Raw genomic sequence first — 24,647 nt, 5'->3', positions numbered from 1 at the left:
ATCGCTGCGGTCATCCTCGGGGCATGGTCGCTGCGGTCATCCTCGGGGTGCCGTCGCTGCGATCAGCCTTGGGGCACCGCCTCTGTCGTCATCCTCGGGCTTGACCCGAGGATCCAACCCAGTCGAGAGGCCGCAGATGCTCGGGACAAGCCCGAGCATGACGCCGGAGAGGTTTAGGCAAAATCTTGGCCGGTGATGCCCGGGGATATGACCTCCCGGGCATCAATTGCCTTACATGCCCTTGCCGCCGCACTTGCCGGTGGCAACGTTGAAGTTGCCGCAGGACATCGGCTTGCGCCAATCGGAGATCAGGTCCTTGGAGTCGGGCAGGTAATCGGACCATTCGTCGCCGACCACGGCCGGCGTCTGCTGGACGATGTCGAACTGGCCGTTGCCCTGGATTTCGCCGATCAGCACAGGCTTGGTGATGTGGTGGTTCGGCATGACGGTGGCATAGCCGCCCGACAGGTTTGGAACGGTCGTGCCGATGATCGTATCAAGGACCTTGTCGGTGTCGGTCGAGCCGGCAGCCTGAACAGCCTTAACCCAGGCGTTGAAGCCGATATAGGCCGCTTCCATCGGGTCGTTGGTGACGCGCTTGTCGTTCTTGGTGTAGGCATGCCACTGCTTGATGAAAGCCTTGTTGGCAGGCGTTTCAACGGATTCGAAGTAGTTCCAGGCAGCGAGATGGCCGACCAGCGGCTTGGTGTCGAGACCGGCCAGTTCTTCTTCGCCGACCGAGAAGGCGATGACCGGGATGTCGGTTGCCTTGATGCCCTTGTTGCCGAGTTCCTTGTAGAAAGGCACGTTGGCGTCGCCGTTGATCGTCGAGACGACGGCGGTCTTCTTGCCGGCCGAACCGAAGTCCTTGATCTTCGACACTTCGGTCTGCCAATCGGAGAAGCCGAACGGCGTGTAGTTGGTCATGATGTCTTCTTTCGGAATACCCTTGGAGATCAGGTAAGCCTCGAGAATTTTGTTGGTCGTGCGCGGATAGACGTAGTCGGTGCCTTCGAGAACGAAGCGCTTTACGCCTTCCTTCTGCATCAGGTAATCGACGGCAGGAATGGCCTGCTGGTTCGGCGCGGCGCCGGTGTAGATGATGTTGCGCGAGGATTCTTCGCCTTCATACTGGACCGGGTAGAAGAGCAGCGAATTTAGCTCTTCGAAGACAGGCAGGACCGACTTGCGCGACGAGGACGTCCAGCAGCCGAACACGGCCGAAACCTTGTCCTTCTGGATCAGTTCGCGGGCCTTTTCGGCAAATAGCGGCCAGTCCGAGGCGGGATCGACGACGACGGCTTCGAGCTTCTTGCCGAGAAGGCCGCCCTTCTTGTTCTGCTCGTCGATGAGCATCAGCATGGCATCCTTGAGGGTGGTCTCGGAGATGGCCATGGTGCCGGAAAGCGAATGAAGAATGCCAACCTTGATCGTATCGTCCGCAGCATAGGCGGCGCTGGAGACCAAAGCCGACGTCGACAGGACGGCGCCGAGAACGGCACCCGTGACGTAGTTCTTGAAATTCATTGTTTTATCCCCTCTTCGAATTTTTACAACAGCAGCGGGAAACCGCTGTTAACTGTTGCTTAAGGGACTATGGTTTGCCGCGCTGCAAAACCGTATACGCAATTTGACGTAGGTCTCGGGGCGAAACGTGCATCCGGCCCGTGCTGGCGCTTTAAGGCCGGCAATGACCGTGTTAGCTAGGTCAGCAGGCAATCGCAGAGGACGTCGAGCAAGGCATGGCCGCACGGCAACGTATCATCCCGGTCAGGCGCGAATACAACCGCTGGGTGGCCAACCAGACGCTTGAGGACTATGCCCTTCGCTTCACGGCGAAAAGCGCCCGGCAATTCTCCTCGGCGCGCATCTCGCAGACCGCGATCGGCGCCATCTCCTTCCTGGCGCTGGAGGCGATCGGCGGCGCCATCACGCTCTCCTACGGCACGACCAACGCCTTCTACGCCATCATCGTCGCCAGCCTCGTCATGCTCGGCATCGGCCTGCCGATCAGCCGCTACGCCATCCGCCACGGCGTCGATATCGACCTACTCACCCGCGGCGCCAGCTTCGGCTATATCGGCTCGACCGTCACCTCGCTGATCTATGCCAGCTTCACCTTCATGCTGTTTGCCATCGAGGCGTCGATCATGTCCGGCGCGCTGGAGCTGACGCTCGGGATTCCGCTGTGGATCGGCTATATCATCAGTGCCTGCATGGTCATTCCGCTGGTGACCCATGGCGTGCGCCTGATCAGCCGCTTCCAGCTTCTGACGCAGCCGTTCTGGATCGTCCTCAACGTCCTGCCCTTCATCTTCATTGCCTTTTCCGATTGGGAGAAATTCGACATCTGGCGGGCCTTTGCCGGCCTCGACCGGCCGTCCGCTGCGGCCGGAAGCGGTGCGCCCTTCGACCTCATCGATTTTGGCGCGGCCTCGGCCGTCATTCTGGCGCTGATCTCGCAGATCGGCGAGCAGGCCGACTTCCTGCGCTTCCTGCCGCCCGAGGGCCATCGCAAGCTGCGCCACCGGCTGGCCATCTTCCTTGCCGGCCCAGGCTGGGTCATCATCGGCGCGCCAAAGCTGCTCGCCGGCTCCTTCCTCGTGGTTCTGACACTGAGCGCCGGCGTGCCCGCCGACCGAGCCGCAGACCCGGCGCAGATGTACCTCACCGCCTTCGGCTACATGATCCCCTGGCACAATGCCGCGCTGCTGCTGATGGCCGCCTTCGTCATGGTCTCGCAGCTGAAGATCAACGTCATGAATGCCTATGCCGGCTCGCTCGCCTGGTCGAACTTCTTCTCGCGCCTGACCCACAGCCATCCCGGCCGCGTCATCTGGCTGGTGTTCAACGTCGCGATCGCCCTGCTCCTCATGGAGCTCGGCATCTACAAGCTGCTGGAAGAGACGCTCGGCATCTTCTCGATCATCTCGATGGCCTGGCTCTGCACCATCTCGGCAGATCTGTTCATCAACAAGCCGCTCGGTCTCGCCCCAGAAGGCATCGAGTTCAAACGCGCCCACCTGTACGATATCAATCCGGTCGGCCTCGGCGCCATGACGCTGTCGGCCGGCATCGCGCTCATGGCCCATTTCGGCCTGTTCGGTGCGGTCGCGGCCTCGCTCGCCCCCTACATCACCCTGATCGTCGCGCTGATCGCCTCGCCGGCCATCGCCTGGGCGACGAAGGGCAAATACTATCTGGCGCGCAAGCCGCGACACAGCTGGAAGAACCTGACCGATATCACTTGCTCGATCTGCGAACATCCGTTCGAGCCTGAAGACATGGCCTGGTGCCCCGCCTATGCGGCGCCGATCTGCTCGCTATGCTGCTCGCTCGACAGCCGCTGCCACGACATGTGCAAGCCCAACGCCCATCTCAACGCCCAGATCGGCACCGTCGCCCGCGCCGTTCTGCCGAAGACTGTTATCGCCAAGCTGACGACCCGGCTCGGCCGCTACGGCATCGCCGTCGTGCTGGCGCTGGGGGCGGTCGGCGTCATCCTCGCGCTCATCGCCCATCAGGTGGCGTCGGCCTCGCCGGAAACGGCCGAGGTCGTCAACCGCACCATCCTCATCGTCTTCTTCGTCTTCGCCGTCATTGCCGGCGTCGTCTGCTGGTTCTACGTGCTCGCCCATGACAGCCGGGTCGTGGCGGAGGAGGAATCGTCGCGGCAGAACACGCTGCTCCTAAAGGAAATCGCCGCCCACAAGAAGACCGACGCAGCACTGCAGACGGCCAAGGAGACGGCCGAGAGCGCCAACCGCGCCAAGAGCCGCTACGTCGTCGGCCTCAGCCACGAATTGCGCACGCCGCTCAACGCCGTGCTCGGCTACGCACAGATCCTAGAGCGCGACGAAACCATCCCGGCGCCGCGCCAGTCGTCCATCCGCGTCATCCGCCGCAGCGCCGAGCATCTGTCAGGCCTGATCGACGGGCTGCTCGATATCTCGAAAATCGAGGCCGGCCGGCTGCAGGTCTATTCGAACGAGATCAACATCCGCGATTTCCTCGATCAGATCATCGACATGTTCCGGCCGCAGGCACAGGCCAAGGGCCTGAGCTTCATCCACGAGCGCGCCGCCGCCCTGCCGGACTACGTCCGCACCGACGAGAAGCGTCTGCGCCAGATCCTCGTCAACCTCCTCTCCAACGCCATCAAGTTCACCGACGAAGGCACCGTGCGCTTCGACGTCGCCTATCGCAGCCAGGTGGCGACCTTCTCGCTGTCAGATACCGGTCGCGGCATTGCCGAGAAGGACCTCTCTCGCATCTACGAACCCTTCCAGCGCGGAGAAGCCGAGACTGTCCGCCCCATGCCCGGCCTCGGCCTCGGCCTGACGATCACCCAGCTTTTGACCAACACGCTCGGCGGCGAGATATCGGTGACCAGCGAGAAGGATGTCGGCTCGACTTTCAAGGTGCGGCTGATGCTGTCGGCGGTGCAGCGACAGATGAAGCCGGTGCCGCAGGAGCGCAAGATTATCGGCTACGACGGCACACGCCGGACGATCGTCGTCGTCGACGACAATGAGGACCACCGCGAGCTGATGCGCGAGATCCTGGCGCCGCTCGATTTCGTCGTCTTGACCGCCGTCAGCGGGCCGGACTGCCTGACGCTGATCGAGGGCATCAAGCCGGATCTTTTCCTGGTCGATATCTCCATGCCCGGCATGAACGGCTGGCAGCTGGTGGCAAGGCTGCGCGAAAGCGGCCAGGCAGGGCCCATCCTGATGCTCTCCGCCAATATCGGCGACGGCACGGTAGGCCGGGAAGCGAGCGGGGGGCACGACGATGCCATCTCGAAGCCGGTCGACATCCGCCAGCTCCGCGACCGGCTGGCCCTGCATCTCGGCCTCAAATGGATCTATGCCGATACCGTCGCGGCCCCCGTCGTGAAGGCGTCGCTGCCGATGAAGAGCCCCGGCCCCGACCCGATCGCGGAGTTGATAAGCCTCGCCGAAATCGGCTATATCAGGGGCATAGAGGCAAAGCTTGCCGACCTCGCCAAGGTTGACGACAACCAACCCTTCATCGATGCGCTGCGGGTCTACGTCCAGGCCTTCGATCTCAGTGGCTTCGTGGCGTTCCTGCGAGACTTCGACACCGAAAAGGTAGAACCGATTGGCTGATCCCGCCCTGCCCCGCGACATTGTCCTGCTGGTGGACGACTCGCCGGAAGCCCTCGGATTCCTCACCGACGCGCTGGAGCAATCCGGCTTTTCCGTGCTGATCGCCACCTCCGGACAGGCAGCGCTTTCCATCGTCGAGCGCATCACGCCCGACCTCATCCTACTCGACGCTGTCATGCCTGACATGGATGGCTTCGAGACGTGCCGTCGGCTGAAGGCAAACGCGGGCATCTCGCAGGTGCCCGTCATCTTCATGACCGGCCTGACAGAGACAGAGCATGTGGTCCACGCGCTCGAGTCAGGCGGCGTCGACTATCTGACCAAGCCGATCAACATCGACGAGCTGCGCGCCCGCATCCGCGTCCACCTGCGCAATGCCCGCTCGGCGCAGAGCGCCAGGGTGGCGCTGGATGCGGCAGGCCGGCATTTGCTGGCCGTCCGGGGCGACGGCAGCATCCACTGGTCGACGCCCCAGGCGACGCGGCTGGTCAACGCCGCCACCGGCAGCGACGACGGCCTCGACATCGTCGTCGCCGAGATTGCCGCCTTCATGCAGAAGGCCGGCCGCCCGCTTGCCGCCCGCGACAATCTTCTGTCCATCAGCAATAGCGGACACGCGGCGCTGCAACTCGCCTTCCTCGGCACGATCGGCCCGGACGAGCACCTGTTCCGCCTGACGGCCGCAAGGCAGCACGCCGACGACAGCATGCTGCGCCAGCATTTTTCCCTGACCCAGCGGGAATCCGAGGTGCTGCTCTGGATCGCCAAGGGCAAGGCCAATCGCGACATCGGCGAGATCCTCGGCCTCTCCGCCCGCACCGTGAACAAGCACCTCGAACAGATCTACGTCAAACTCGGCGTCGAAAACCGCGCCTCCGCCGCCGTCAAGGCGGCGCATGTGCTGCGCGAGATATAGCACGCCGCTTACGGCCACCATTTTGGAAGGAAGGATTAGCACGATGAACAACCGTGTCGTTCTCTCTGGCTGCTCTGGCGGCGGCAAGTCGACCCTGCTCGCCGAACTTCAGCGTCTCGGCCACGGCGTCATTGAGGAGCCGGGCCGGAAGATCGTCATCGAGGAGCGACAGGGCGACGGAAGAGCCTTGCCCTGGGTCGATCTTGCGGCATTTGCACAGCGCGCGATGATGATGGCCAAGCAGGACTGGAGCATGGCGCGTGACCTCAACGGCTGGGTGTTTTTCGACCGTGGCCTTGTGGATGCTGCCGCAGCGCTGGAACATGCAACCGGCGAGGACGCGCTTTCGTCCCTTACTGACGGCTGGCGCTACCATCACCGGGTTTTCCTGACGCCTCCTTGGCCGGAAATCTTTCATAACGACGCAGACCGCCAGCATGCATTTGCCGATGCATTGGCGGAATACGAGCGGCTACTGAGCGCCTATTCAAAGCTCGGCTACGAAGTCATCGTCCTGCCGCGGTTATCGGTGGCAGAGCGTGTCCGCTTCGTGTTGGAGGCGCTGTCCCAAACCGGCAACAGGACATCACCCATTTAAAACGAAAGAAGCCCGGTGATTAACCGGGCTTCCCATGTCGTGACTTATACCTGCAGGCTTACATGCCCTGCGGGAAGTAGCTGATCTTGCCGTCCGGACCCTTCTTCCATTCGTACATGATGTAGCCTGGGATCTTCGGGTCGCCCTTGGCGTCGAAAGAGATGTCGCCGAGAGCGGTCGGGAACGGACCCTTTTCCTTGAGAGCCTTGGCAACAGCTTCAGCGTCGGTCGAACCAGCGGCCTTGGCGCCGGCAGCGATCGTCTGAACAGCTGCGTAGGAATAGAGCGTGTATGCTTCCGGGTTGAAGCCGGCGGCCTTGAACTTGGCAACCAGGTCCTTGTTGGCAGGGTTCAGGGTCGGATCAGGGCCGAAGGTGTTGAGCGTGCCGATGACGGCGTCGCCAGCGATCGAAGCCAGTTCGTTCGACACGATACCGTCGCCCGAAACGAGCGTCGCCTTGACGCCCTGGTCGGCAGCCTGACGGATGATCAGGCCGGCTTCCGTGTGCAGACCGCCCCAATAGATGATCGAGACGCCGGCTTCCTTCATCTTGGCGATGAGGGCCGAGAAGTCCTTGTCGCCGACGTTGATGCCTTCGTACATGGCTTCCGTGACGCCACCGGCGTTCATGGCCTTCTTGGTTTCATCGGCGAGACCCTGACCATAAGGAGTCTTGTCGTGAATGATGGCGATCTTCTTGTCCTTGAAGTGCTCGACGAGGTAGGCGCCGGCAACGCCGCCCTGCTGGTCGTCACGGCCGCAGGTGCGGAAGGTGTTCCACAGGCCACGTTCGGTGAACTTCGGGTTGGTCGCGGCAGGGGTGATTTCGAGGATGCCGTTTTCAGCGTAGACTTCGGAAGCCGGGATGGAAACGCCCGAGTTGAAGTGACCGACAACGTACTTGACGCCATCAGCTACGAACTTGTTGGCAACCGAGATGCCCTGCTTCGGATCGGAAACGTCGTCGCCAAGTTCAATCTTGATCTTTTCGCCGTTGATGCCGCCGGCAGCATTGATATCAGCGGCTGCCTGTTCGGCACCCTTCTGGAGCTGCGCGCCGAAAGCTGCGTTCGGACCGGTCAGGGGACCGCCGACGCCGATGATGATATCGGCCCGAGCAGCGCCGCTGAAAGCGACGAGCGCTGTCAGGGCCACTGCGGAAAGAAGAGACTTCTTCATATTATAACTCCCAATTTTTGAGCGGGGACCGATCGAAGACCCAACGCAGTACCCACCTATTCCGCGTCGGGGAAGCTGTTCCACACGGGCAATTCATGCCCAGTTTCAACGGGCTGTCAATCTTTGTCCTTCCACGAAAACGCGGAAGTTCGTTCATACAGCCAGTAATAGTTATTCACCATCTGGTTCGTCCGGCGATAGCGGAAGCCGGCGAGCGAGACGATCAGCAGAACGACGAAATCGATCCCGAAAAACAAGGGGCTCAGCATCGGTCCGTCGAAGAGAGCATGGTGGAGGAACTGCATCACCCAGGCGAGCAGAAAGGTATAAGCGATCACCAGGCCATAGCCATCCCAGTTCTCGGCGACAGCCCTGCCGGCCCGCGATGCGGTCCACAGGCCGATCAGGAAAACGAGTGCGCGGATGATCATGCGAACACCGGTGTCAGGCTCGAAGAAAAGTCCCTGCATCTTAAAACTCCCTTCTATCGGCTCAATGCCGCCCGCCTTCGAGATAGGCCGCGCGGACTTCGGGATTGGCGAGCAGTTCCCTGCCGGAACCGCTCATCGTCACCTTACCGTTGACCATCACATAGGCGCGATGTGAAAGCTTCAGGGCTGCAAATGCGTTCTGCTCGACCAGGAACACCGTCAGGCCTTCCTTCTCGTTCAACTGCTTGATCGTCTCGAAGATGCCCTTGACGATCAGCGGTGCAAGGCCGAGCGACGGCTCGTCCAGCAGCAGCAGTTTTGGGCGGGCCATCAGCGCACGGCCGATCGACAGCATCTGCTGCTCACCGCCCGACAGCGTGCCGCCGCGCTGGGCGTGGCGTTCCTTCAGGCGCGGAAACATCGTGAAGATCTTCTCGACGTCTTCCTTGAAGTATTTGAGATCGTCGAGGCCGGCACCCATCTGGAGGTTTTCCATGACGGTCATGCGCGGAAAGATGCGACGTCCTTCCGGCGACTGGGCGATGCGCAGCCTGGCAATCTCATGCATAGGCAGCTTGGTGATGTCGCGGCCTTCATAGATGATCGAGCCGGAGCGCGCCTGCGGGCTGCCGCAGATGGTCATCATCAGTGTCGACTTGCCGGCGCCATTGGCGCCGATCAGGCTGACGATCTCGCCGCTGTTGACGTGAACATCGACGCCGGAAAGCGCGCGGATGTTACCGTAATAGGTTTCGACGTTCTGGACGTGAAGCAAGGGTTGGGTTGTCATATTACTTGGCGCCCCCTTCGAGGTGCTCGACTTCGGCGATGACGTCTTCGACTTCGTCGTCCTCGACGCCGAGATAGGCGGCAATCACCTTCGGGTCGTTCTTGACGTGGTCTGGCGTGCCGTCGGAAATCTTCTGGCCGTATTCGAGGACGATGACGTGGTCGGAAATCTCCATCACCACGGACATGTCATGCTCGATGAGCAGGATCGACGTGCCCGTTTCGGAGCGAATCGCCCGCAGCAACGCATTCAGCACCGCCGATTCACGCGGATTGAGGCCGGCGGCCGGCTCGTCGAGGCAGAGAAGCTCCGGCTCCGTGCACATGGCGCGGGCAATCTCCAGGCGACGCTGCGCACCGTAGGGCAGATCGCCTGCAGGATCGTCTGCGCGGTCGATTAGGTCGGCCTTCTCGAGCCAGAAGCGCGCCAGTTCGATCGCGTTCTTGGCTTCCTTGGCGTAGCCGCCAATGCCGAGCAGACCGAGGATCGTGTAGCCCGACGCCTTCATCAGCTTGTTGTGCTGGGCGACAAGCAGGTTTTCGAGAACAGTCAGGCCCGAGAACAGCCGGATGTTCTGGAACGTGCGGGCAACCTTGGCTTCGCGGGTGATCCGGAAGTCCGGCAGCCGCTCGAGCTGGAAGGTCTTGCCGCTCTTCTGGTTCATGGTGATCATCCCCATCGTCGGCTTGTAGAAGCCGGTGATGCAGTTGAACACGGTGGTCTTGCCGGCACCGTTCGGGCCGATCAGCGCGGTGATATCGCCGCGCTTGGCCTCGAAGGAGAAGTCGTTGATGGCCATCAGGCCGCCGAACTTCATCGACAGGTGCTCGACCTTGAGAAGCGTATCGCTGGACAGGGTGCTCATCAGCCGTGTCCCTCCTTGGTAAAGCTGCCTGAAACCGATTTGCTCTCCTTGAGGAAGGCCGTCGGCGAACGGGACCCGACGAAGCCGCGCGGCTTGAAGAGCATGACGATGACCATGGCGAGACCGAAGAGCAGCATGCGGTAGAGTTCAGGGGTGAAGTCAGGCCCAAAGACAGCTTTCAGGAAGTCCAGTTCGCGCAGGATTTCCGTACCACCGACCATGACGACGGCAGCGATGGCAATCCCGGTCAAGGAGCCCATGCCGCCAAGGACGACGATGGCGAGAATGACTGCCGATTCCAGGAACACGAAGGATTCCGGCGAAACGAAGCCCTGGCGGGCGGCGAAGAACGACCCGGCGAAACCACCGAACATCGCACCGGTTGCAAAGGCCGTCAGCTTGGTCGTCACCGTGTTGATGCCGAGCGAGCGGCAGGCGATTTCGTCTTCGCGCAGCGCTTCCCAGGCACGGCCGATCGGCATGCGGCGCAGACGGATGGTGACATAGGCCGTCAGCATGCAAAGCGCCAGGATCAGATAGAAGAGGAAGATCTTGTAGTAGGCCGACGACATCGGCAGGTGGAAGATCTTGGCAAAGCCGTCGGCCGAGGCATCGAACTTGATGCCGAACAGCGTCGCCTTGGGAACGCCGGAGATACCGAACGTACCCTGGGTGACATCGGTCCAGTTGATCAGGACCAGGCGGATGATTTCGCCGAAGGCGAGCGTGACGATTGCCAGGTAGTCACCACGCAGGCGCAGCACCGGAAAGCCGAGAATAACGCCCCAAAGGGCGGCGAAAATGCCGGACAGCGGCAGCAGGAGCCAGAAGGACAGGCCGAAATGCGTTGACAGCAGCGCGTAGGAATAGGCGCCGACGGCATAGAAGGCGACATAACCGAGATCGAGCAGGCCGGCGAGGCCGACGACGATGTTGAGGCCCCAGGCGAGCATCACGTAGATCAGGATCTGGATGCCGAAATTGTCGACATAAAGCAGCGAGCCCTGCGCACCGACGATGCCGACGACGATCATCGGATAGAGGATCATCAGGATGAGCGCGAACTTCAGGAAATGCTTCTGAAGAAAGGTCTTGTCCGTCGAAATCTCCAGTTCGCCGGAGCGTGCCTTGCTGAGCTTGCGCTCGTCCAGGTGCGGGCGGAGAAAGACGATGACGGCAAAGCGGCCGATCGCGGCGATGGCGACGAAGATCGCCAGCAGGCCCCAGCGCTGAACGATGATCAGCTCGTTGTGGATGTTCTGGTCGGTCTTCAGGCCGATGTAGAGAACGAACATGCCGAACGAAATCAGCGCGGCAAAGAAGGCTTCGATGAGGCCTCTCCGGACGAGCCCGGAGGAGGTCTTGCCAGTCACGATGGTTGCATTGGACATATTCTTACACCTTCTCGACTTCAGGCCGTCCGAGGATACCCGTCGGCTTGAAGATCAGCACGAAGGCGAGGATCGCGAATGTCGCCACATCCTTGTAAGCAATGGTGAAATAGGCGGACCAGAGCGACTCGATAAGGCCGATCATCACGCCGCCAAGCACGGCGCCTGGAAGCGAACCGATGCCGCCGAGAACGGCTGCGGTAAAGGCCTTGACGCCGGGCGTGAAGCCGTCGGTGAAGGAGGCGACGCCGTAGTACATCAGGTACATCGTGCCGGCGACGGCAGCGAGTGCCGCGCCCATGATGAAGGTGATGGAAATCGTGCGGTCGACATTGATCCCGAGCAGAGCCGCCATCTTGCGGTCCTGCTCCGTGGCGCGCTGGGCGCGGCCGAGGGCCGTGAACTTGACGATGTACCAGAACACCGCCAGCAGCACCGCCGTGATGACGAGGATGAGGATCTGCTTCAGCGACACCGAGATGCCGGCAACCGTATAGACGTCACGCACCAGCGCCGGGATCGGCTTGTTGCGCGGGCCCTGGGCAACCTGGATGAAGTTCGACAGCACGATCGACATGCCGATCGCAGTGATCAGCGGCGCCAACCGGAAGGATCCACGCAGCGGCCGATAGGCGACGCGCTCGATGACCCAGTTCCAGAGGCTGACGACCAGCATGGCAACGACCATCATGATCAAGAGGATGACGGCAACGGGAAGCCCGATGAAGATGGATGTGAGAACCAGGTAGACGATGAGGGCGGCAAAGCCGCCGAGCATGAAGACATCGCCGTGGGCAAAGTTGATCATCCCGACAATGCCGTAAACCATCGTGTAGCCGATGGCGATCAGACCATAGATAGACCCTAGAGTCAGCCCGTTCAGGAGCTGCTGGATAAAGTACTCCATATATCTCTTTCCCCTGGACGCGAATTTACTGGCGCGTCTCTTATTGGTTAACGTTTGCCTGCAAAAGAGGCATCCATTCCTCGAAATCCATACTGCTTTCGACGCGAATGTGAAGACAAAAAGATGGGGCGCTGATAAATTCTTTTCAGAATGCCGGGAAATGGCGCATTTTAATCCACAGCTTGATCAAAAAAAGCACGCTCAGGCTGAAAAATTGCCAGTTGCGTGCGTAAAAGCATTTTAAGCTGAAAACATCTGAACAGAAAACGGGCCCCGCAGGGCCCGTAGACGTCCAGCCAATCGTTAACGATCAGGCGCGCATGCGCGCCCCGTCGGCGTCGTAAAGCGGCTGCGGTTGCAGCGTGGCCGGCAACAATTCGCCCAGCAGCTCGATCGCCCAGCCCTCAGTCTCGTCGGCGATCTCTTTCGGCACGTAACCGAGCGCCACTGAAACGCCGGAAGCATGGGCGAAACCGCCCGAAGTCACCCAGCCCTTGACCGTGCCATTGTGATAGATCGGCTCGTCGCCGATCACGTCGGCATCCCTGGCGAACAGGATGAAGGTCTTGAGACGCAGCGTGCCGCCCTCCGCCTTCTCCTTGGCAGCCGCCTGCTTGCCGATGAAGTCGGCCTCCTTCGACAAGGCTACAAAGCGTCCAAGGCCCGCTTCATAAGGCCCATAAAGCGGCCGGTACTCGCGCGACCAGCTGCCATAGGACTTGTCGAGCCTGAGCGCATTGAGGGCGCGTAGGCCGAACAGCTTGATGCCGAAGTCGCGACCTGCCTGCATCAGCAAGTCGAACAAATAGCCCTGGTATTCCGGTTTCATCCATAGCTCGTAACCGAGGTCGCCTGTGTAAGATACGCGGCCGACGATGGCCGGCGCCATGCCGATATCCATGTGACGGATTTCCATGAACGGGAAAGCCGCGCTGGACAGATCCTGATGGGTGAGCTTTTCCAGCAGCTTTCGGGCATTGGGTCCGGCGATGGACAGGCCGAGCAGCGACAGGCCGAGCGCCTTCAGGTCGACAGAACCGTCCCCGGGCAAATGATCCTCGAACCAGCGCATGTGGTAGGATTCGGCGATCCCGGAGCCGATCAGCAGGAAATCCCCCTCCCCGAGCTTGGCCAGCGTGAAATCGCCGATCAGCTTGGCGTCGTCCTTCAGCATCGGCGCCAGCGTCATGCGACCGGTGGCCGGCATGCGGCAGGTGAGCAGTCCGTCGAGCCAGGCTTCGGCTCCCTTGCCCTTGACGGTATATTTGGCAAAGCCGGAGGTTTCCATCAGGCCGACGCTGTCGCGTACCGCCTTTGCTTCGGCGCCCACGACGTCGAAGTCGTTCGAGCGGCGCCAGGAGAAGGCGTCTTCCTCGCCCTCAGGCGCAAACCACAGCGCCTGCTCCAGCCCGTAGGAGGCGCCGAAGATACCGCCGGCCGCCTTCAGCCTGTCGTAGATCGGTGTCGTCAGCAGCGGCCGGCCGGCCGGCAGTTCCTCGTTGGGATAGCGGATCGAGAAGCGGCGCTGGTAGTTTTCGCGGACCTTGGCATTGGTATAGGCGAGCGTCGCATAGTCGCCGTAGCGCGACACATCCATGGCAAAGACATCGAAGCCCGGGTCGCCGTAGATCATCCAGTTGGCGAGCGCCAGGCCGACGCCGCCGCCCTGGCTGAAACCGGCCATGACAGCGCAGGCCGACCAGTAGTTGGTCATGCCGCGCACCGGCCCGACCAGCGGATTGCCATCCGGCGAGAAGGTGAAGGGGCCATTGATGATCTTCTTGATGCCGGCATTGTTGAAGGCCGGAAAATGGCGGAAGCCGACTTCGAGCTCGGGCGTGATCCGCGCTATATCCTCGGCCAGCAGCTCGTGGCCGAAATCCCAGGGCGTGTTCAGCGGCGACCACGGCCGGCAGGCCTTCTCATAGGTGCCCATCAGCATGCCCTGCCGTTCCTGGCGCAGATAGATCTCGCCATCGAAATCGACGCAATGCATCAGTTCCTTGCCGGTGGCGGCATTGAAGTCGGTGACTTCCTTCATGTCCTCGGTGATGAGGTACATATGTTCCATGGCAAGAACCGGCAGCTCGAGGCCGACCATGCGGCCGACCTCGCGGGCCCAGAGGCCGCCGCAGTTGACGACATGCTCGGCGATGATCTCGCCCTGGTTGGTGATCACCCGCCAGGAGCCGTCCTCGCGCTGGACAAGGTCTTCCACCTTGGTGTGCAGGTAGATATCGGCGCCGTTCTTCTTGGCCGATTTCGCATAGGCATGCGTCGTGCCATAGGGATCGAGATGGCCTTCGACCGGATCGTAGAGGGCGCCGACGAATTGGTCGGGGTCGAGGAGCGGCATCATCTCATGCGCTTCCTTCGGCGACAGCAACGTCGCCTCCAGCCCGTTGTAGCGTCCCTTGGCGAGGATCGACTTCAGCCAGTCGAAGCGCTGCGGCGTGGCCGCCAGCATCAGGCCCGAGGTCATGTGCAGGCCGACGTCCTGGCCGGAATACTCCTGGATCTCCTTGTAGAGCTCGACCGTGTATTTCTGCAGCTTGGCGACATTCGGATCACCGTTGATGGTGTGCATGCCACCGGCGGCGTGCCAGGTCGAACCCGAGGTCAGTTCCGAGCGCTCGAGCAGGACCACGTCGGTCCAGCCAAACTTCGTCAGGTGATAGAGCACGGAACACCCGACGACCCCGCCCCCGATGACGACGACCTTCGTATGGCTTTTCATGGAAAATCTCCGGTTCTGGGGCTTTGCAACGGCCAGGCGGTGGCCGCGCGGTAGATTGAAATCCGTCTGTCAGCGTAGAAACAATTGCCGGTCTCCAACAGTCCGGTCTGCGAAATGAAATGTCGCTCCGGTTATATTTTTCATTCCGATAACGTCATGGATTTACGGCCGGGCGAACGACTCAAGACCACTGTCCGCCGCCAGCGAAAAACGGTGGGGCCAGACACGTCACTCAATCGCGGTCAGGCGCGCCCAGCGGGAAATAGTGCCGGAACGGCCGCGCCTCGTCTACCGCGCGCACAACGGACGGGCGGGCCAGCAGCCGGGCGCGATAGGCTCGTAGAAGAGGGAACTCCTCGGGGATCGGATGCGTCCAGTCGGCGTAGAACAGGAACGGCGCAGCCGCGCAGTCGGCCATCGTAAACTCCGCGCCAGTCGCCCAGATGCGGCCGCCAAGCGCCCCTTCGAGCCAGGCATAGGCGCGACCGAGCCTCTCGCGGGCAAGCGCCAGCCCGTCCTCGGGCGTCATGGCGATCCGTTTCAAGGCCGCTTCGACCGCAACCTGCATCGCGTCCATGACATAGAGGTCGAAGAAGCGATCGAGAAAACGCACCTCCAGCGCCGCCATCGGATCGGCGGGAAGCAGGCGCACCGGTCCCGGATAGGCCAGCTGCAGATACTCGATGATGATGCTGGTCTCGAAGACCGCCCGTTCGCCATCCAGAAGCAGCGGAAACTTGGCCATCGGCCAGCGCTTCAGCCATTCGGCGGTGTGCTGCGGATGATCGGGCGAGATGCAGCGGAACTCGAAAGGCGTGCCGACCTCGTAGAGCGCGATCAGCGCCTTCTGGGTATAGGAGGAAAACGGGTGGCCGTAGAGTGCAAGCGACATGGCGAGGTCCCCAACTCAACCACCGGTCTACCAAAAACCGTTGCGGGGCGCTATTGCGAAAACCCTGTCGTCATGGCGAATTCGCGCCCCATCTCGACCAGTTCCTCGAAGACCGGTCCCGCGAAGGAGCGCATGACCGCGATCTCGAACACGTCGACACCGGTGCGCGCCAGATTGGCGCTGACATGGCAGCAGAGCATGGTGCCGGACTGGCCGACGGCAAAGACATCCGGATGCAGGTCGACGGACACGCACTTGGCAAGGATCCGGCGGACATTCGGCCCGGAGAGACGCAGCAGCGTCCGCCCGTCACCCTGCTCGAAGAACGACAGGCGCCCGGCATCGAGCATCGCAAAATCGCGAGAAAGGCTATCCGCACCGGATGTTTCCGACACCACCAGCCATTCGGCGGGTCCGACCTTGCGCACCGAGACATCGGGCATCGCCTTCAGCGCCGCCAGCGCCCAGCCCTCGTGGCCGTTGTGAGCGAGAACGGAGAAGATGGCGGCATGCCGTATGATCGACAGGTGGTCGGCATTCGGCTGGGCGCGGAAGCCGGCAACCTGGTCTTCCAGCACGTGGCGGCGGGTGAAGGCAACACTCATGGTCCGCTCCTCAAACATGCAGTTTCTGGGCTTCGGGATCGACGAAAACCGGGCTGCAAACTTCCGCGAGGAATTCGTCGCCGCGCAGGCGGTCCCAGACAACCACCTTCTCGCCGATCCGTTCGCGACCCGACTTCAGCAAGGCGAGCGCGATGGAATGGCCGAGAACGGGCGAGAAGCACGCCGAGGAGACATGGCCCTGGTCATGGGCCGTCGAGGGCGCAGCGCCTTCCTTGAGGATATGCGCGCCGGCCTTGATCTCCTTTTCAGGATCGACCGGCTTCAGCCCGACGAGTTGCCCACGATCCGCCGCGGTCAGCCCGAAGCGCGTCGACAGTCGCTTGCCGATGAAATCGGCCTTCTGCGTCGACAGCATCCGCCCGAGGCCGACGTCATCGGGTGTGGTTCGGCCATCCAGCTCGTTATGGGTGACGTGCCCCTTCTCGATGCGCAGCACATTGAGCGCTTCGACGCCGTATGCGCAGATGTCATGCGCCTTTCCAGCCTCCATCACCGCGTCGGCTACAGCTTCGCCGTAGCCGGTGGGCACAGCGAGCTCGAAGGCGAGTTCGCCTGAGAAGGAGATGCGAAACAGCCGCGCCTTCAATCCACCCTTCAGCGTGACGCTTCTCGCGGAAAGGAATGGGAAGGCCTCGTTGGAAATATCGTCCTCGACCAGTTGCTCCAGCACCAGCCGCGCCTTGGGCCCGGCAATCGACATCTGCGCCCACTGGTCCGACGAGGACACGAAGCGAACGTCGAGATCGGGCCAGAGAGCCTGCGCGCAGAATTCCATATGGGTCATGACCTCGCCGGCGTAGGCCGTCGTCGTCGTCACGAAGAAATGGTTTTCAGCGAGCCGACTGGTGGTGCCGTCGTCATAGACGAAACCGTCTTCCCGCAGCATCAACCCGTAGCGGGCCTTTCCGACGGGAAGCTTGAGGAAGGCGTTGCTATAGATCCTGTTGAGAAATTCGGCCGCATCCTTGCCGAACACCTCGATCTTGCCGAGCGTCGAGACATCGCAGATGCCGACATTGGCGCGAACGTTCAGCACCTCGCGGTCGACGCTTTCGCGCCAGGTCTTTTCACCGGCCCTCGGAAACCACGAAGAGCGGTACCAGGCGCCAGCCTCGACGAAGATGGCGCCGTTCTTCTTGGCCCAACCATGCAGCGGCGATTGCCTCACCGGACGCGCATGTTTTCCGCGCGCCGTCCCGGCCATCGCGCCGAAGGAGACGGGCGTGTAGAAGGGCCGGAATGTCGTGGTCCCGACGGCAGCCGGGCTGACGCCGCGCATGCCGGCAATGATGCCGACGGCGTTGACATTGCCGAGCTTGCCCTGGTCGGTCGCCATGCCGTTGGTGGTGTAGCGCTTGGCATGCTCGATGTGGCCAAAACCCTCCCGCAGTGCCAGGCCCATGTCCTTGGCATGCACGTCGTTCTGGAAATCGATGAACGCCTTGTCCCTGGCGCCCGCCATGTGCCAGGCCGCCGCGAAGGACGGATCGTATTCGCCCTCGACCTCAGGCATGTCGAACGCCTGGGAGACGAAGCCGAGGCTCTCGACGACGGCGGCAGCCTTCGCCGCGCCATCGGCAAGGCAACCCGCAACGCTGTCGATGCCGGCGGCAGAGCCGGCGACCGCCAGTTCCGCCGCGTCCGATGGCGCCATGAACGCCTGCCGCTCGTCGGACCAGACCGGCTTTGCGCCGCGCTGACAGGCGAGATGGATGATCGGCGACCAGCCACCCGACATCGCCAGCGCATCGCAGCCGATGAACTCGTCCAGCCCGCCACGGTCGGCGATCAGCCCTTCGATCCGGTACTTACCTTTGGTGGCGACGACCGTGCCACCATGAATGACCCGCACGCCGGCCGGCGCGACATCCGAAGTCACAGACCGGGTGTCGATGATCGCTGCGATCTCGACACCCTTTTCGTGCAGGTCCTGCGCCGTGCGGTAACCGGAGCCGCCATTAGTGAAGACGGCGACCTTCTGGCCGATGGCGACACCGTAGCGGTTGAGATAGCTGCGCGCAGCACCCGCCATCATGACGCCGGGCCGGTCGTTGCCGCCGAACACCAGTGGCCGTTCCTCCGCCCCGGTGGCAACGATGGCGCGCTTGGCAACGATGCGCCACAGACGTTCGACCGGCAGATCGGCGGAGGGAACGGCGATATGCTTCTGCACCTTTTCCACCGCGCCGAAGACATTGTCGTCGTACCAGCCGAAAACGGTGGTGCGGGGCATCAGCGTGACGTTCGGGAGGGCGGCGAGCTCGTCGAGCACAGTTTTGACGAACAGGTCGGCGCTCGTGCCCCCGACCGAGAGTTTTTCCGACAGCAGCGAGCCGCCGAGGCGAAAACCTTCGTCGGCAAGGATGACACGCAACCCGGCGCGCGCGGCGGTGCGGGCGGCCATCAGGCCGGTCGGGCCGGCACCGACCACCAGCAGGTCGCAATGGGCCCAGGATTTCTCATAGCGATCCGGATCGGCCTGCATGACGGCGCGGCCGAGACCGGCTGCCCTACGTATGATCGGCTCGTAGACCTTTTCCCAGAAGGCGGCGGGCCACATGAAGGTCTTGTAGTAGAAGCCGGCGCCCAGAAACGGCGACAGCAGGCTGTTGAGCGAACCGATATCATGCTTCAGCGACGGCCAGCGGTTCTGGCTGACGGCGTCGAGCCCGTGATAGAGCTCGGCGACGGTGGCGCGCGTATTCGGCTCCGTGCGGCCGTCCTTGCCGATCGTCACCAGCGCGTTCGGCTCGGCCGAGCCGGCGGTGACGATGCCGCGCGGGCGGTGATACTTGAAGCTGCGGCCGACCAGCATCTGGTCGTTGGCGAGCAGCGCCGAAGCCAGCGTATCGCCGCCCAGCCCCTGCAGCCGCTTGCCGTCGAAGGTGAAGCCAAGGGAAGCGTTGCGGTCGATGATCCCGCCGGAGGAAACTCGATAGGCCGTCATTCGGCGTTCTCCCGGGCGGCAGTGGCAACGTCTCTGACGGAAAAGACCTCGTGCGTGACATTGCTGCGGTCGACCACCAGCCAGCGGCGGCAGCCGGAGGCGTGATGCCAGTGCTCCTGGTAGCGCCCGCGCGGATTGTCGCGAATATAGACGTAGCGGTTCCATTCCTCGTCGGAAGCCGTCGCGGACGGCCGCGAGATCGAAGCGTCGCCGCGAATGTAGAACTCTTCCTTGGGTCGGATGCCGCAATGCGGGCAGTGGATCAAGCTTGCCATCGTGTTCTTGCCCTCAATGCAGGTTCGGCTGCGGGCCCTTGCCGCCTTCGTCGATCTCGAAGCCGTGGGCGAAGCGGTCGAGGCGCAACAGCCGGCTGACATCGTGGGATTCGTTCCTGGCGATCAGATGGGCAAAGCAGAAGCCCGAGGCCGGCGTCGCCTTGAACCCACCGTAGCACCAGCCGCAGTTCAGATAGAGATTGTCGATCGGCGTCCGGTCGATGATCGGCGAGCCGTCCATGCTCATGTCCATGATGCCACCCCAGGCGCGCAGCACGCGGACGCGCGACAGGCCGGGGATCAGCGCCACCCCCTCCTCCAGCGTATGCTCGACCGTCGCCAGATTGCCGCGCTGGGCATAGGAGCTGTAGCCATCGATATCGGCGCCGAAGACGAGGCCGCCCTTGTCCGACTGCGAGATGTAGAAGTGGCCGGCACCATAGGTGATGACATTGTCGATGACCGGCTTCAGCCCTTCCGAGACGAAAGCCTGCAGCACATGGCTTTCGATCGGCAGGTCGAGATCGGCCATGCGACCAAGCGTCGAAGTGTTGCCGGCCGCCGCCAGCGCCAGCTTGTTGCAGCCGATGAACCCGCGCGTCGTCTCGACGCCGGTCACCACGCCGTTCTCGCGGCGGATACCGGTGACCTCGCACTGCTGGATCAGATCGACGCCGCGTGTATCGGCGCCCCGGGCATAACCCCAGGCGACGGCATCGTGACGGGCGGTGCCGCCGCGCTTTTGCAAGAGGCCGCCGAGGATCGGGAAGCGGGCGTGATCGTAATTGAGATAGGGCATCATCTTGCGGACCTGCTCGCGGTCGAGCAACTCGGCGTCGACGCCGTGCATGCGCATGGCATTGCCGCGCCGTGCATAGGCGTCGCGCTGGCCGTCGGAGTGAAACAGATTGACGATGCCGCGCTGCGACACCATCGCATTGTAGTTGAAGTCCTGCTCCAGGCCTTCCCACAGCTTCATCGACATTTCGTAGAACGGCTCGTTGCCGGGCAGCAGGTAATTCGACCGGATGATCGTCGTGTTGCGGCCGACATTGCCGGAGCCGATATAGCTCTTCTCCAGCACCGCGACATTGGTGATGCCGTGCTCCTTGGCAAGATAATAGGCCGTCGCCAGCCCATGACCGCCGCCGCCGACGATGATCACATCATAATGCGGCTTCGGCTCCGGCGTCCGCCACACCGGCTTCCAGTCACGGTTGCCGGAAAATGCCTGCTTCAAGATGTTCAGTGCTGAATAGCGCATGCCATGTCCCAAACTCGACCCGGAGCGACATTCGCATATGCAACAGAAACGACAAGCCCATAAAGGACCCGAAATGACCTGAGGAGGACATCCGTCAGGCTTTTTCCCGGCCAGGGATTTTCCTATGGGTGGGACAGAAGAAACGGGTGCCTGCCGGACACTATTTGAGGCGCGACGAGTGAGCGTCGCCAACTATGCAAAAAGACGCAAATGCTGCGCCGAAGCCGGTCCCTGCTCGACAAAAGCCGGGCGACCTCAAATTTTTCCCGTGCCGCAATTCGAAATCTGCTAAGCGCTATCCGCAGGACAGGGAGCTATGGAAGGAAGACGATGCTTGCTGCGTTTGAACAGGCCGCGATCGAGGCTGGTAAGGCCATCATGGCGGTCTATCGATCAGGCTGCGAAGTCTCGCAAAAGCTGGACCTGTCGCCGGTCACTGTGGCAGACGAGCGGGCTGAGGTGATCATTCTCGAGCATCTCTCACGGCATTTCCCAGATATTCCGGTCATCGCGGAGGAATCGGTCGAGGCAGGCCGCATTCCCGAAATCGGCAGCGCTCCCTTTTTTCTGGTGGACCCGCTCGATGGCACGCGGGAGTTCATCGACCACCGTGACGAGTTTACGGTCAATATTGCCTATATCGTCGATGGAAAACCCGTGGCCGGCATCGTTTACGCCCCGGCTCTCGGCGTTGCCTTCACCGGTGAAAACAATGCGGCGGAGAAGCTGGTGGTGAATGCCGACTTCACGATCGGCAGCCGCGCACCGATCAAGGTTCGCGCCTGCGGCGACACCAAGCTGGCGCTTGCCAGCCGTTGCCACGGAAACGCGCGCACCGATGCCTTCCTCGCCGCCAACGCCATCACCGCCTGCACGACGATCGGCTCCTCCCTTAAATTTTGCCTGCTTGCCGAAGGCAAGGCGGACGTCTATCCCCGTTTTTCGCGCACCATGGAATGGGATACCGCAGCCGGAGATGCCGTGCTTCGCGCGGCCGGCGGCATCACGGTCACCCTCGACGGCCTGCCCCTATCCTATGGCAAGCGCCAACAATCCGACGACAGCGATTTTGCCAATCCAGACTTCATCTGCTGGGGAAAACAGACGCTCGCCGGGGGATAAACCGTCGGGAAAACGCAACAAAAACAATAAAAGCAAGCCTATTTCATCCCCATCGTCCTGACCGCCCTTAGACTGGCAGCCACGACGGCCGGCGCCGCCCGACAGCGCCCGCCCAACCCGTGGGAGATGCCTATGTCAGACGAAACCCTAAACCTTGCCCTTCCCTACATCCTGCCTTCCCAGGCGCAGAAACATGTAACCCACAACGAAGCGCTGCAGCGCCTGGATGCCACTGTCCAGTTGGTCTTCGTCGCGCAGTTGACCGCACCACCCGATCCGGCCGTCGAAGGCGCCTGCTATCTCATTGGCTCTTCAGCCACGGGCGCATGGTCCGGCAAGTCGGGACAGGTTGCCTTCCGGCAGGACGGTGCATGGCTGTACATTCTGCCGAAACCAGGCTGGCGCGCCTGGTTCCAGTCCGATAGCCGACTTCGCGTTTATCAGGCCGGCGCCTGGGCCGAGTTGAGCCTACCCGCCGATGGCGCAATCTCTTCGCTCGGCATCAACACCACCGCAGACCATACCAACCGGCTTGCCGTCAGCGCGACCGCCACACTCTTCAACAATGTCGGCAACGGCCATCAGATCAAGGTCAACAAAGCGTCCCTCAGCGACACCGCCTCGCTCCTGTTCCAGACCAATTGGTCGGGCCGGGCGGAAATGGGATTGGCCGGCAATGACAGCTTCTCCATCAAGGTCAGTCCCGATGGCGGCAGCTGGCAGACAGGATTGTCCGTCTCGCCGCTCGGTATTGTCGACATGCCGCAGCAACCGGCTGTTCGCGCCTCGCTCGCCATCGGCGCCCTGACGCCTGCAACGGGGAGCCAGACCGGCTTTAGCCAATTGAGCGCTGTTCGCGGTGGCTTTGCGCTCGGCTCCAGCCTTGGTGGCAGCCTCGGCAATCGGCTGGTGGTGCCCGCTGCAGGTCTATATCTGCTGTCGATCGGTTGCAGCATCGTGACATCGAGCAGCCATTCCGTCGCCCTGATGGCAAATGCCATCACCACCCTGGTCACCGCCGCAAGCCAGGCAAGCAGCAGCGCGTTTCGCCACAGCGCCATTGGCCTGGCGTCGCTCTCTGCCGGCGATGTATTGACTCTGCTCCATACTGGCACGGCCCAATATGATTTCGGAGCGGGCAAAACGGAAATCATTGCTGTGCGACTTTAGCGACTCATCGGACGGGCCGGCGGCAAAGCAGTCGCCGACCCCGCGCCAAATCGCTACCAATGCCCGGACGACAGCAAAACGCTAGGGCGCCATTCGTTGACCTATGCGTCAATCTCTGAGATTTCCGGTGGATGCCATTGAAAAATAGAAAATATTTTTGAAGATCGGCATCGAGGAAAAGGGCGGGCCTTAACAATTTAGAGACCTCGAATAGGCCCGGAAAACCGCCGTTTTCAGCCAGGATCAGGCGGAAAAGCGACATCCCGACGGGCGGAAAACCGCTCCGCAAATCACCGGTCCGGGCCGCTAAGTAAAATTGTTATCAAAGTGTTACTAACAGCTTAGTCAATTTTTAAATGTGGCAAGATACAGTCCTGGAAGTGGTCTTGAGTGTGTGTAGAGAGTCCAATGACCGAAATGATACGTCCCAGGGTAAAGTATGTCATCGGCCCCGATGGTAGCCCCCTTACGATTGCAGACCTGCCTCCGCCCAACACGCGGCGCTGGGTTATCCGTCGTAAAGCAGAGGTTGTCGCGGCAGTGCGCGGTGGCCTGTTGAGCCTGGAAGAAGCTTGCGACCGCTATACGCTGACGGTTGAAGAATTCCTGTCCTGGCAGTCGTCCATCAGCAGCCATGGTCTTGCCGGACTGCGCACCACGCGCATCCAGCAATATCGCCACTGATCCTGGCCATAACCATCAATTCTATTCTTTCGGGCCTTGTTCCTTCCTCAACAGGAAATGAAGAAGGCCCGAAATGACTGCCGAACCGGCATAGAACCAGATCCCCGCTTGCGTGAAGGCGCTGGCAAGCCCGCTGCTCTTGGCAGCCGTTATGACGATTGCGACCAGCAGCACATCCATCATCGACCAGCGCGACAGGTGCGGCAGCACGCGCACGACCAGACCGCCGCTACGGCGGCCCTCCCCGCTGGAAGTTGCCTCGATCGCCAGTGCGAACAGCTTCAGGCTCGGCAAGACGACCGAGACCAGAGCCACTACCATTGCCAGCAGGACATCCCCGCTTTGCCAGAGGGATGAGATGATCGACAGCAGAGACGGCGTGTCGCTGAAGACATACAGACGATCGAAGCGGACAAGCGGCAGCACCAGTCCCATGGCCAGGCAAAATGGGGATGCGACCAGCAGGATCGCCCTGAAACTATGTCCATTCATGATCGCTTTCCCTCGCCGCGTGGGGCCGCAGGGATAGCCTGAACATGACCCGACGCGCAACGGCCGCGTCCCGGCAGAGCCGAACCCATTTCGACATCGCGCGGAGGGAAACACCTTAGCGGTGAAAACGAGGCGTAAGGACCCGCAGGCCGCTGCTTTGCTCAACAAACTGCGATGGATCAAACGCCAAAAACCGTGCATGGCTGGCCCTCTGGCCAGTCATGCACG

Annotated in this window: 20 protein-coding genes; 6 read left to right on the top strand and 14 right to left on the bottom strand. The window is 61.8% G+C overall.

Annotated features, from left to right (window positions below; genetic code table 11):
- Positions 1-231 precede the first annotated feature (231 nt).
- Positions 232-1,527: an urea ABC transporter substrate-binding protein gene (urtA, locus tag VH564_RS08815; RefSeq protein ID WP_423339454.1), complete on the bottom strand. Its 1,296-nt coding sequence runs from the start codon at positions 1,525-1,527 to the stop codon at positions 232-234.
- A gap of 215 nt (positions 1,528-1,742) precedes the next feature.
- Here urtA and VH564_RS08810 point away from each other — a divergent pair, with 215 nt between their 5' ends.
- The 3 genes from VH564_RS08810 to VH564_RS08800 are packed head-to-tail and all read left to right on the top strand — an operon-like array spanning position 1,743 to position 6,646.
- Complete coding sequence (locus VH564_RS08810; RefSeq protein WP_423339453.1) at positions 1,743-5,132, top strand: ATP-binding protein; 3,390 nt, start codon at positions 1,743-1,745, stop codon at positions 5,130-5,132.
- Positions 5,125-6,048: a response regulator gene (locus tag VH564_RS08805; RefSeq protein WP_423339452.1), complete on the top strand. Its 924-nt coding sequence runs from the start codon at positions 5,125-5,127 to the stop codon at positions 6,046-6,048. The genes VH564_RS08810 and VH564_RS08805 overlap by 8 nt, the downstream gene beginning before the upstream one ends.
- A gap of 43 nt (positions 6,049-6,091) precedes the next feature.
- On the top strand, positions 6,092-6,646 hold the full coding sequence (locus tag VH564_RS08800) for an AAA family ATPase (RefSeq protein ID WP_423339451.1): 555 nt from the start codon (positions 6,092-6,094) through the stop codon (positions 6,644-6,646).
- Positions 6,647-6,704: 58 nt separating this feature from the next.
- Here VH564_RS08800 and VH564_RS08795 read toward each other — a convergent pair whose 3' ends face one another.
- From VH564_RS08795 to VH564_RS08740, 12 genes are all read right to left on the bottom strand, one after another.
- Positions 6,705-7,826 (bottom strand): branched-chain amino acid ABC transporter substrate-binding protein, encoded by a 1,122-nt coding sequence (locus VH564_RS08795; protein WP_423339450.1) that lies wholly within the window; start codon positions 7,824-7,826, stop codon positions 6,705-6,707.
- Positions 7,827-7,942: 116 nt separating this feature from the next.
- The gene (locus VH564_RS08790; RefSeq protein ID WP_423339449.1) at positions 7,943-8,296 is read right to left on the bottom strand and encodes a DUF6867 family protein; all 354 of its coding nucleotides are present in this window, start codon (positions 8,294-8,296) and stop codon (positions 7,943-7,945) included.
- 22 nt (positions 8,297-8,318) lie between these two features.
- Entirely contained in the window at positions 8,319-9,047 is a 729-nt protein-coding gene (locus VH564_RS08785; RefSeq protein ID WP_423339448.1) for an ABC transporter ATP-binding protein, read from the bottom strand.
- Between the two features lies 1 nt (position 9,048).
- Positions 9,049-9,912, bottom strand: a complete 864-nt coding sequence (locus tag VH564_RS08780) for an ABC transporter ATP-binding protein (protein ID WP_423339447.1) — start codon at positions 9,910-9,912, stop codon at positions 9,049-9,051.
- Complete coding sequence (gene livM, locus VH564_RS08775) at positions 9,912-11,303, bottom strand: high-affinity branched-chain amino acid ABC transporter permease LivM (RefSeq protein ID WP_423339446.1); 1,392 nt, start codon at positions 11,301-11,303, stop codon at positions 9,912-9,914. The genes VH564_RS08780 and livM overlap by 1 nt, the downstream gene beginning before the upstream one ends.
- A 4-nt stretch (positions 11,304-11,307) precedes the next feature.
- Positions 11,308-12,210: a branched-chain amino acid ABC transporter permease gene (locus VH564_RS08770; RefSeq protein ID WP_423339445.1), complete on the bottom strand. Its 903-nt coding sequence runs from the start codon at positions 12,208-12,210 to the stop codon at positions 11,308-11,310.
- Positions 12,211-12,520: 310 nt separating this feature from the next.
- Positions 12,521-14,947, bottom strand: a complete 2,427-nt coding sequence (locus VH564_RS08765; RefSeq protein WP_423339444.1) for a GcvT family protein — start codon at positions 14,945-14,947, stop codon at positions 12,521-12,523.
- Positions 14,948-15,179: 232 nt separating this feature from the next.
- The gene (locus VH564_RS08760) at positions 15,180-15,839 is read right to left on the bottom strand and encodes a glutathione S-transferase family protein (RefSeq protein WP_423339443.1); all 660 of its coding nucleotides are present in this window, start codon (positions 15,837-15,839) and stop codon (positions 15,180-15,182) included.
- Positions 15,840-15,889: 50 nt separating this feature from the next.
- Positions 15,890-16,444, bottom strand: a complete 555-nt coding sequence (locus tag VH564_RS08755) for a sarcosine oxidase subunit gamma (RefSeq protein ID WP_423339442.1) — start codon at positions 16,442-16,444, stop codon at positions 15,890-15,892.
- Between the two features lie 10 nt (positions 16,445-16,454).
- Positions 16,455-19,412, bottom strand: a complete 2,958-nt coding sequence (locus VH564_RS08750) for a sarcosine oxidase subunit alpha family protein (protein WP_423339441.1) — start codon at positions 19,410-19,412, stop codon at positions 16,455-16,457.
- Positions 19,409-19,687 (bottom strand): sarcosine oxidase subunit delta, encoded by a 279-nt coding sequence (locus VH564_RS08745; RefSeq protein ID WP_423339440.1) that lies wholly within the window; start codon positions 19,685-19,687, stop codon positions 19,409-19,411. The genes VH564_RS08750 and VH564_RS08745 overlap by 4 nt, the downstream gene beginning before the upstream one ends.
- A 13-nt stretch (positions 19,688-19,700) precedes the next feature.
- A complete protein-coding gene (locus VH564_RS08740) occupies positions 19,701-20,951 on the bottom strand; it encodes a sarcosine oxidase subunit beta family protein (RefSeq protein WP_423339439.1) in 1,251 nt (416 codons plus the stop codon).
- A 330-nt stretch (positions 20,952-21,281) separates the two neighbouring features.
- Here VH564_RS08740 and cysQ point away from each other — a divergent pair, with 330 nt between their 5' ends.
- The 3 genes from cysQ (at position 21,282) to VH564_RS08725 (ending at position 23,927) form a co-directional block, all read left to right on the top strand.
- Entirely contained in the window at positions 21,282-22,073 is a 792-nt protein-coding gene (gene cysQ / locus VH564_RS08735; RefSeq protein ID WP_423339438.1) for a 3'(2'),5'-bisphosphate nucleotidase CysQ, read from the top strand.
- A gap of 132 nt (positions 22,074-22,205) precedes the next feature.
- Positions 22,206-23,243, top strand: coding sequence for a DUF2793 domain-containing protein (locus VH564_RS08730; protein WP_423339437.1), 1,038 nt, complete (start codon positions 22,206-22,208; stop codon positions 23,241-23,243).
- Between the two features lie 408 nt (positions 23,244-23,651).
- Positions 23,652-23,927, top strand: coding sequence for a DUF1153 domain-containing protein (locus VH564_RS08725; RefSeq protein ID WP_111222512.1), 276 nt, complete (start codon positions 23,652-23,654; stop codon positions 23,925-23,927).
- Positions 23,928-23,948: 21 nt separating this feature from the next.
- Here the strand turns inward: VH564_RS08725 and VH564_RS08720 are convergent, their stop codons facing one another.
- Complete coding sequence (locus VH564_RS08720; protein ID WP_423339436.1) at positions 23,949-24,419, bottom strand: paraquat-inducible protein A; 471 nt, start codon at positions 24,417-24,419, stop codon at positions 23,949-23,951.
- Between the last annotated feature and the right edge of the window lie 228 nt (positions 24,420-24,647).

The sequence above is a fragment of the Rhizobium sp. HT1-10 genome (genome assembly GCF_049472505.1).
In the GTDB taxonomy this organism is placed as follows: Bacteria; Pseudomonadota; Alphaproteobacteria; order Rhizobiales; family Rhizobiaceae; genus Rhizobium.
Note: the sequence above shows the minus strand (reverse complement) of the source record. Positions and strands in the feature narration are given on the sequence as shown.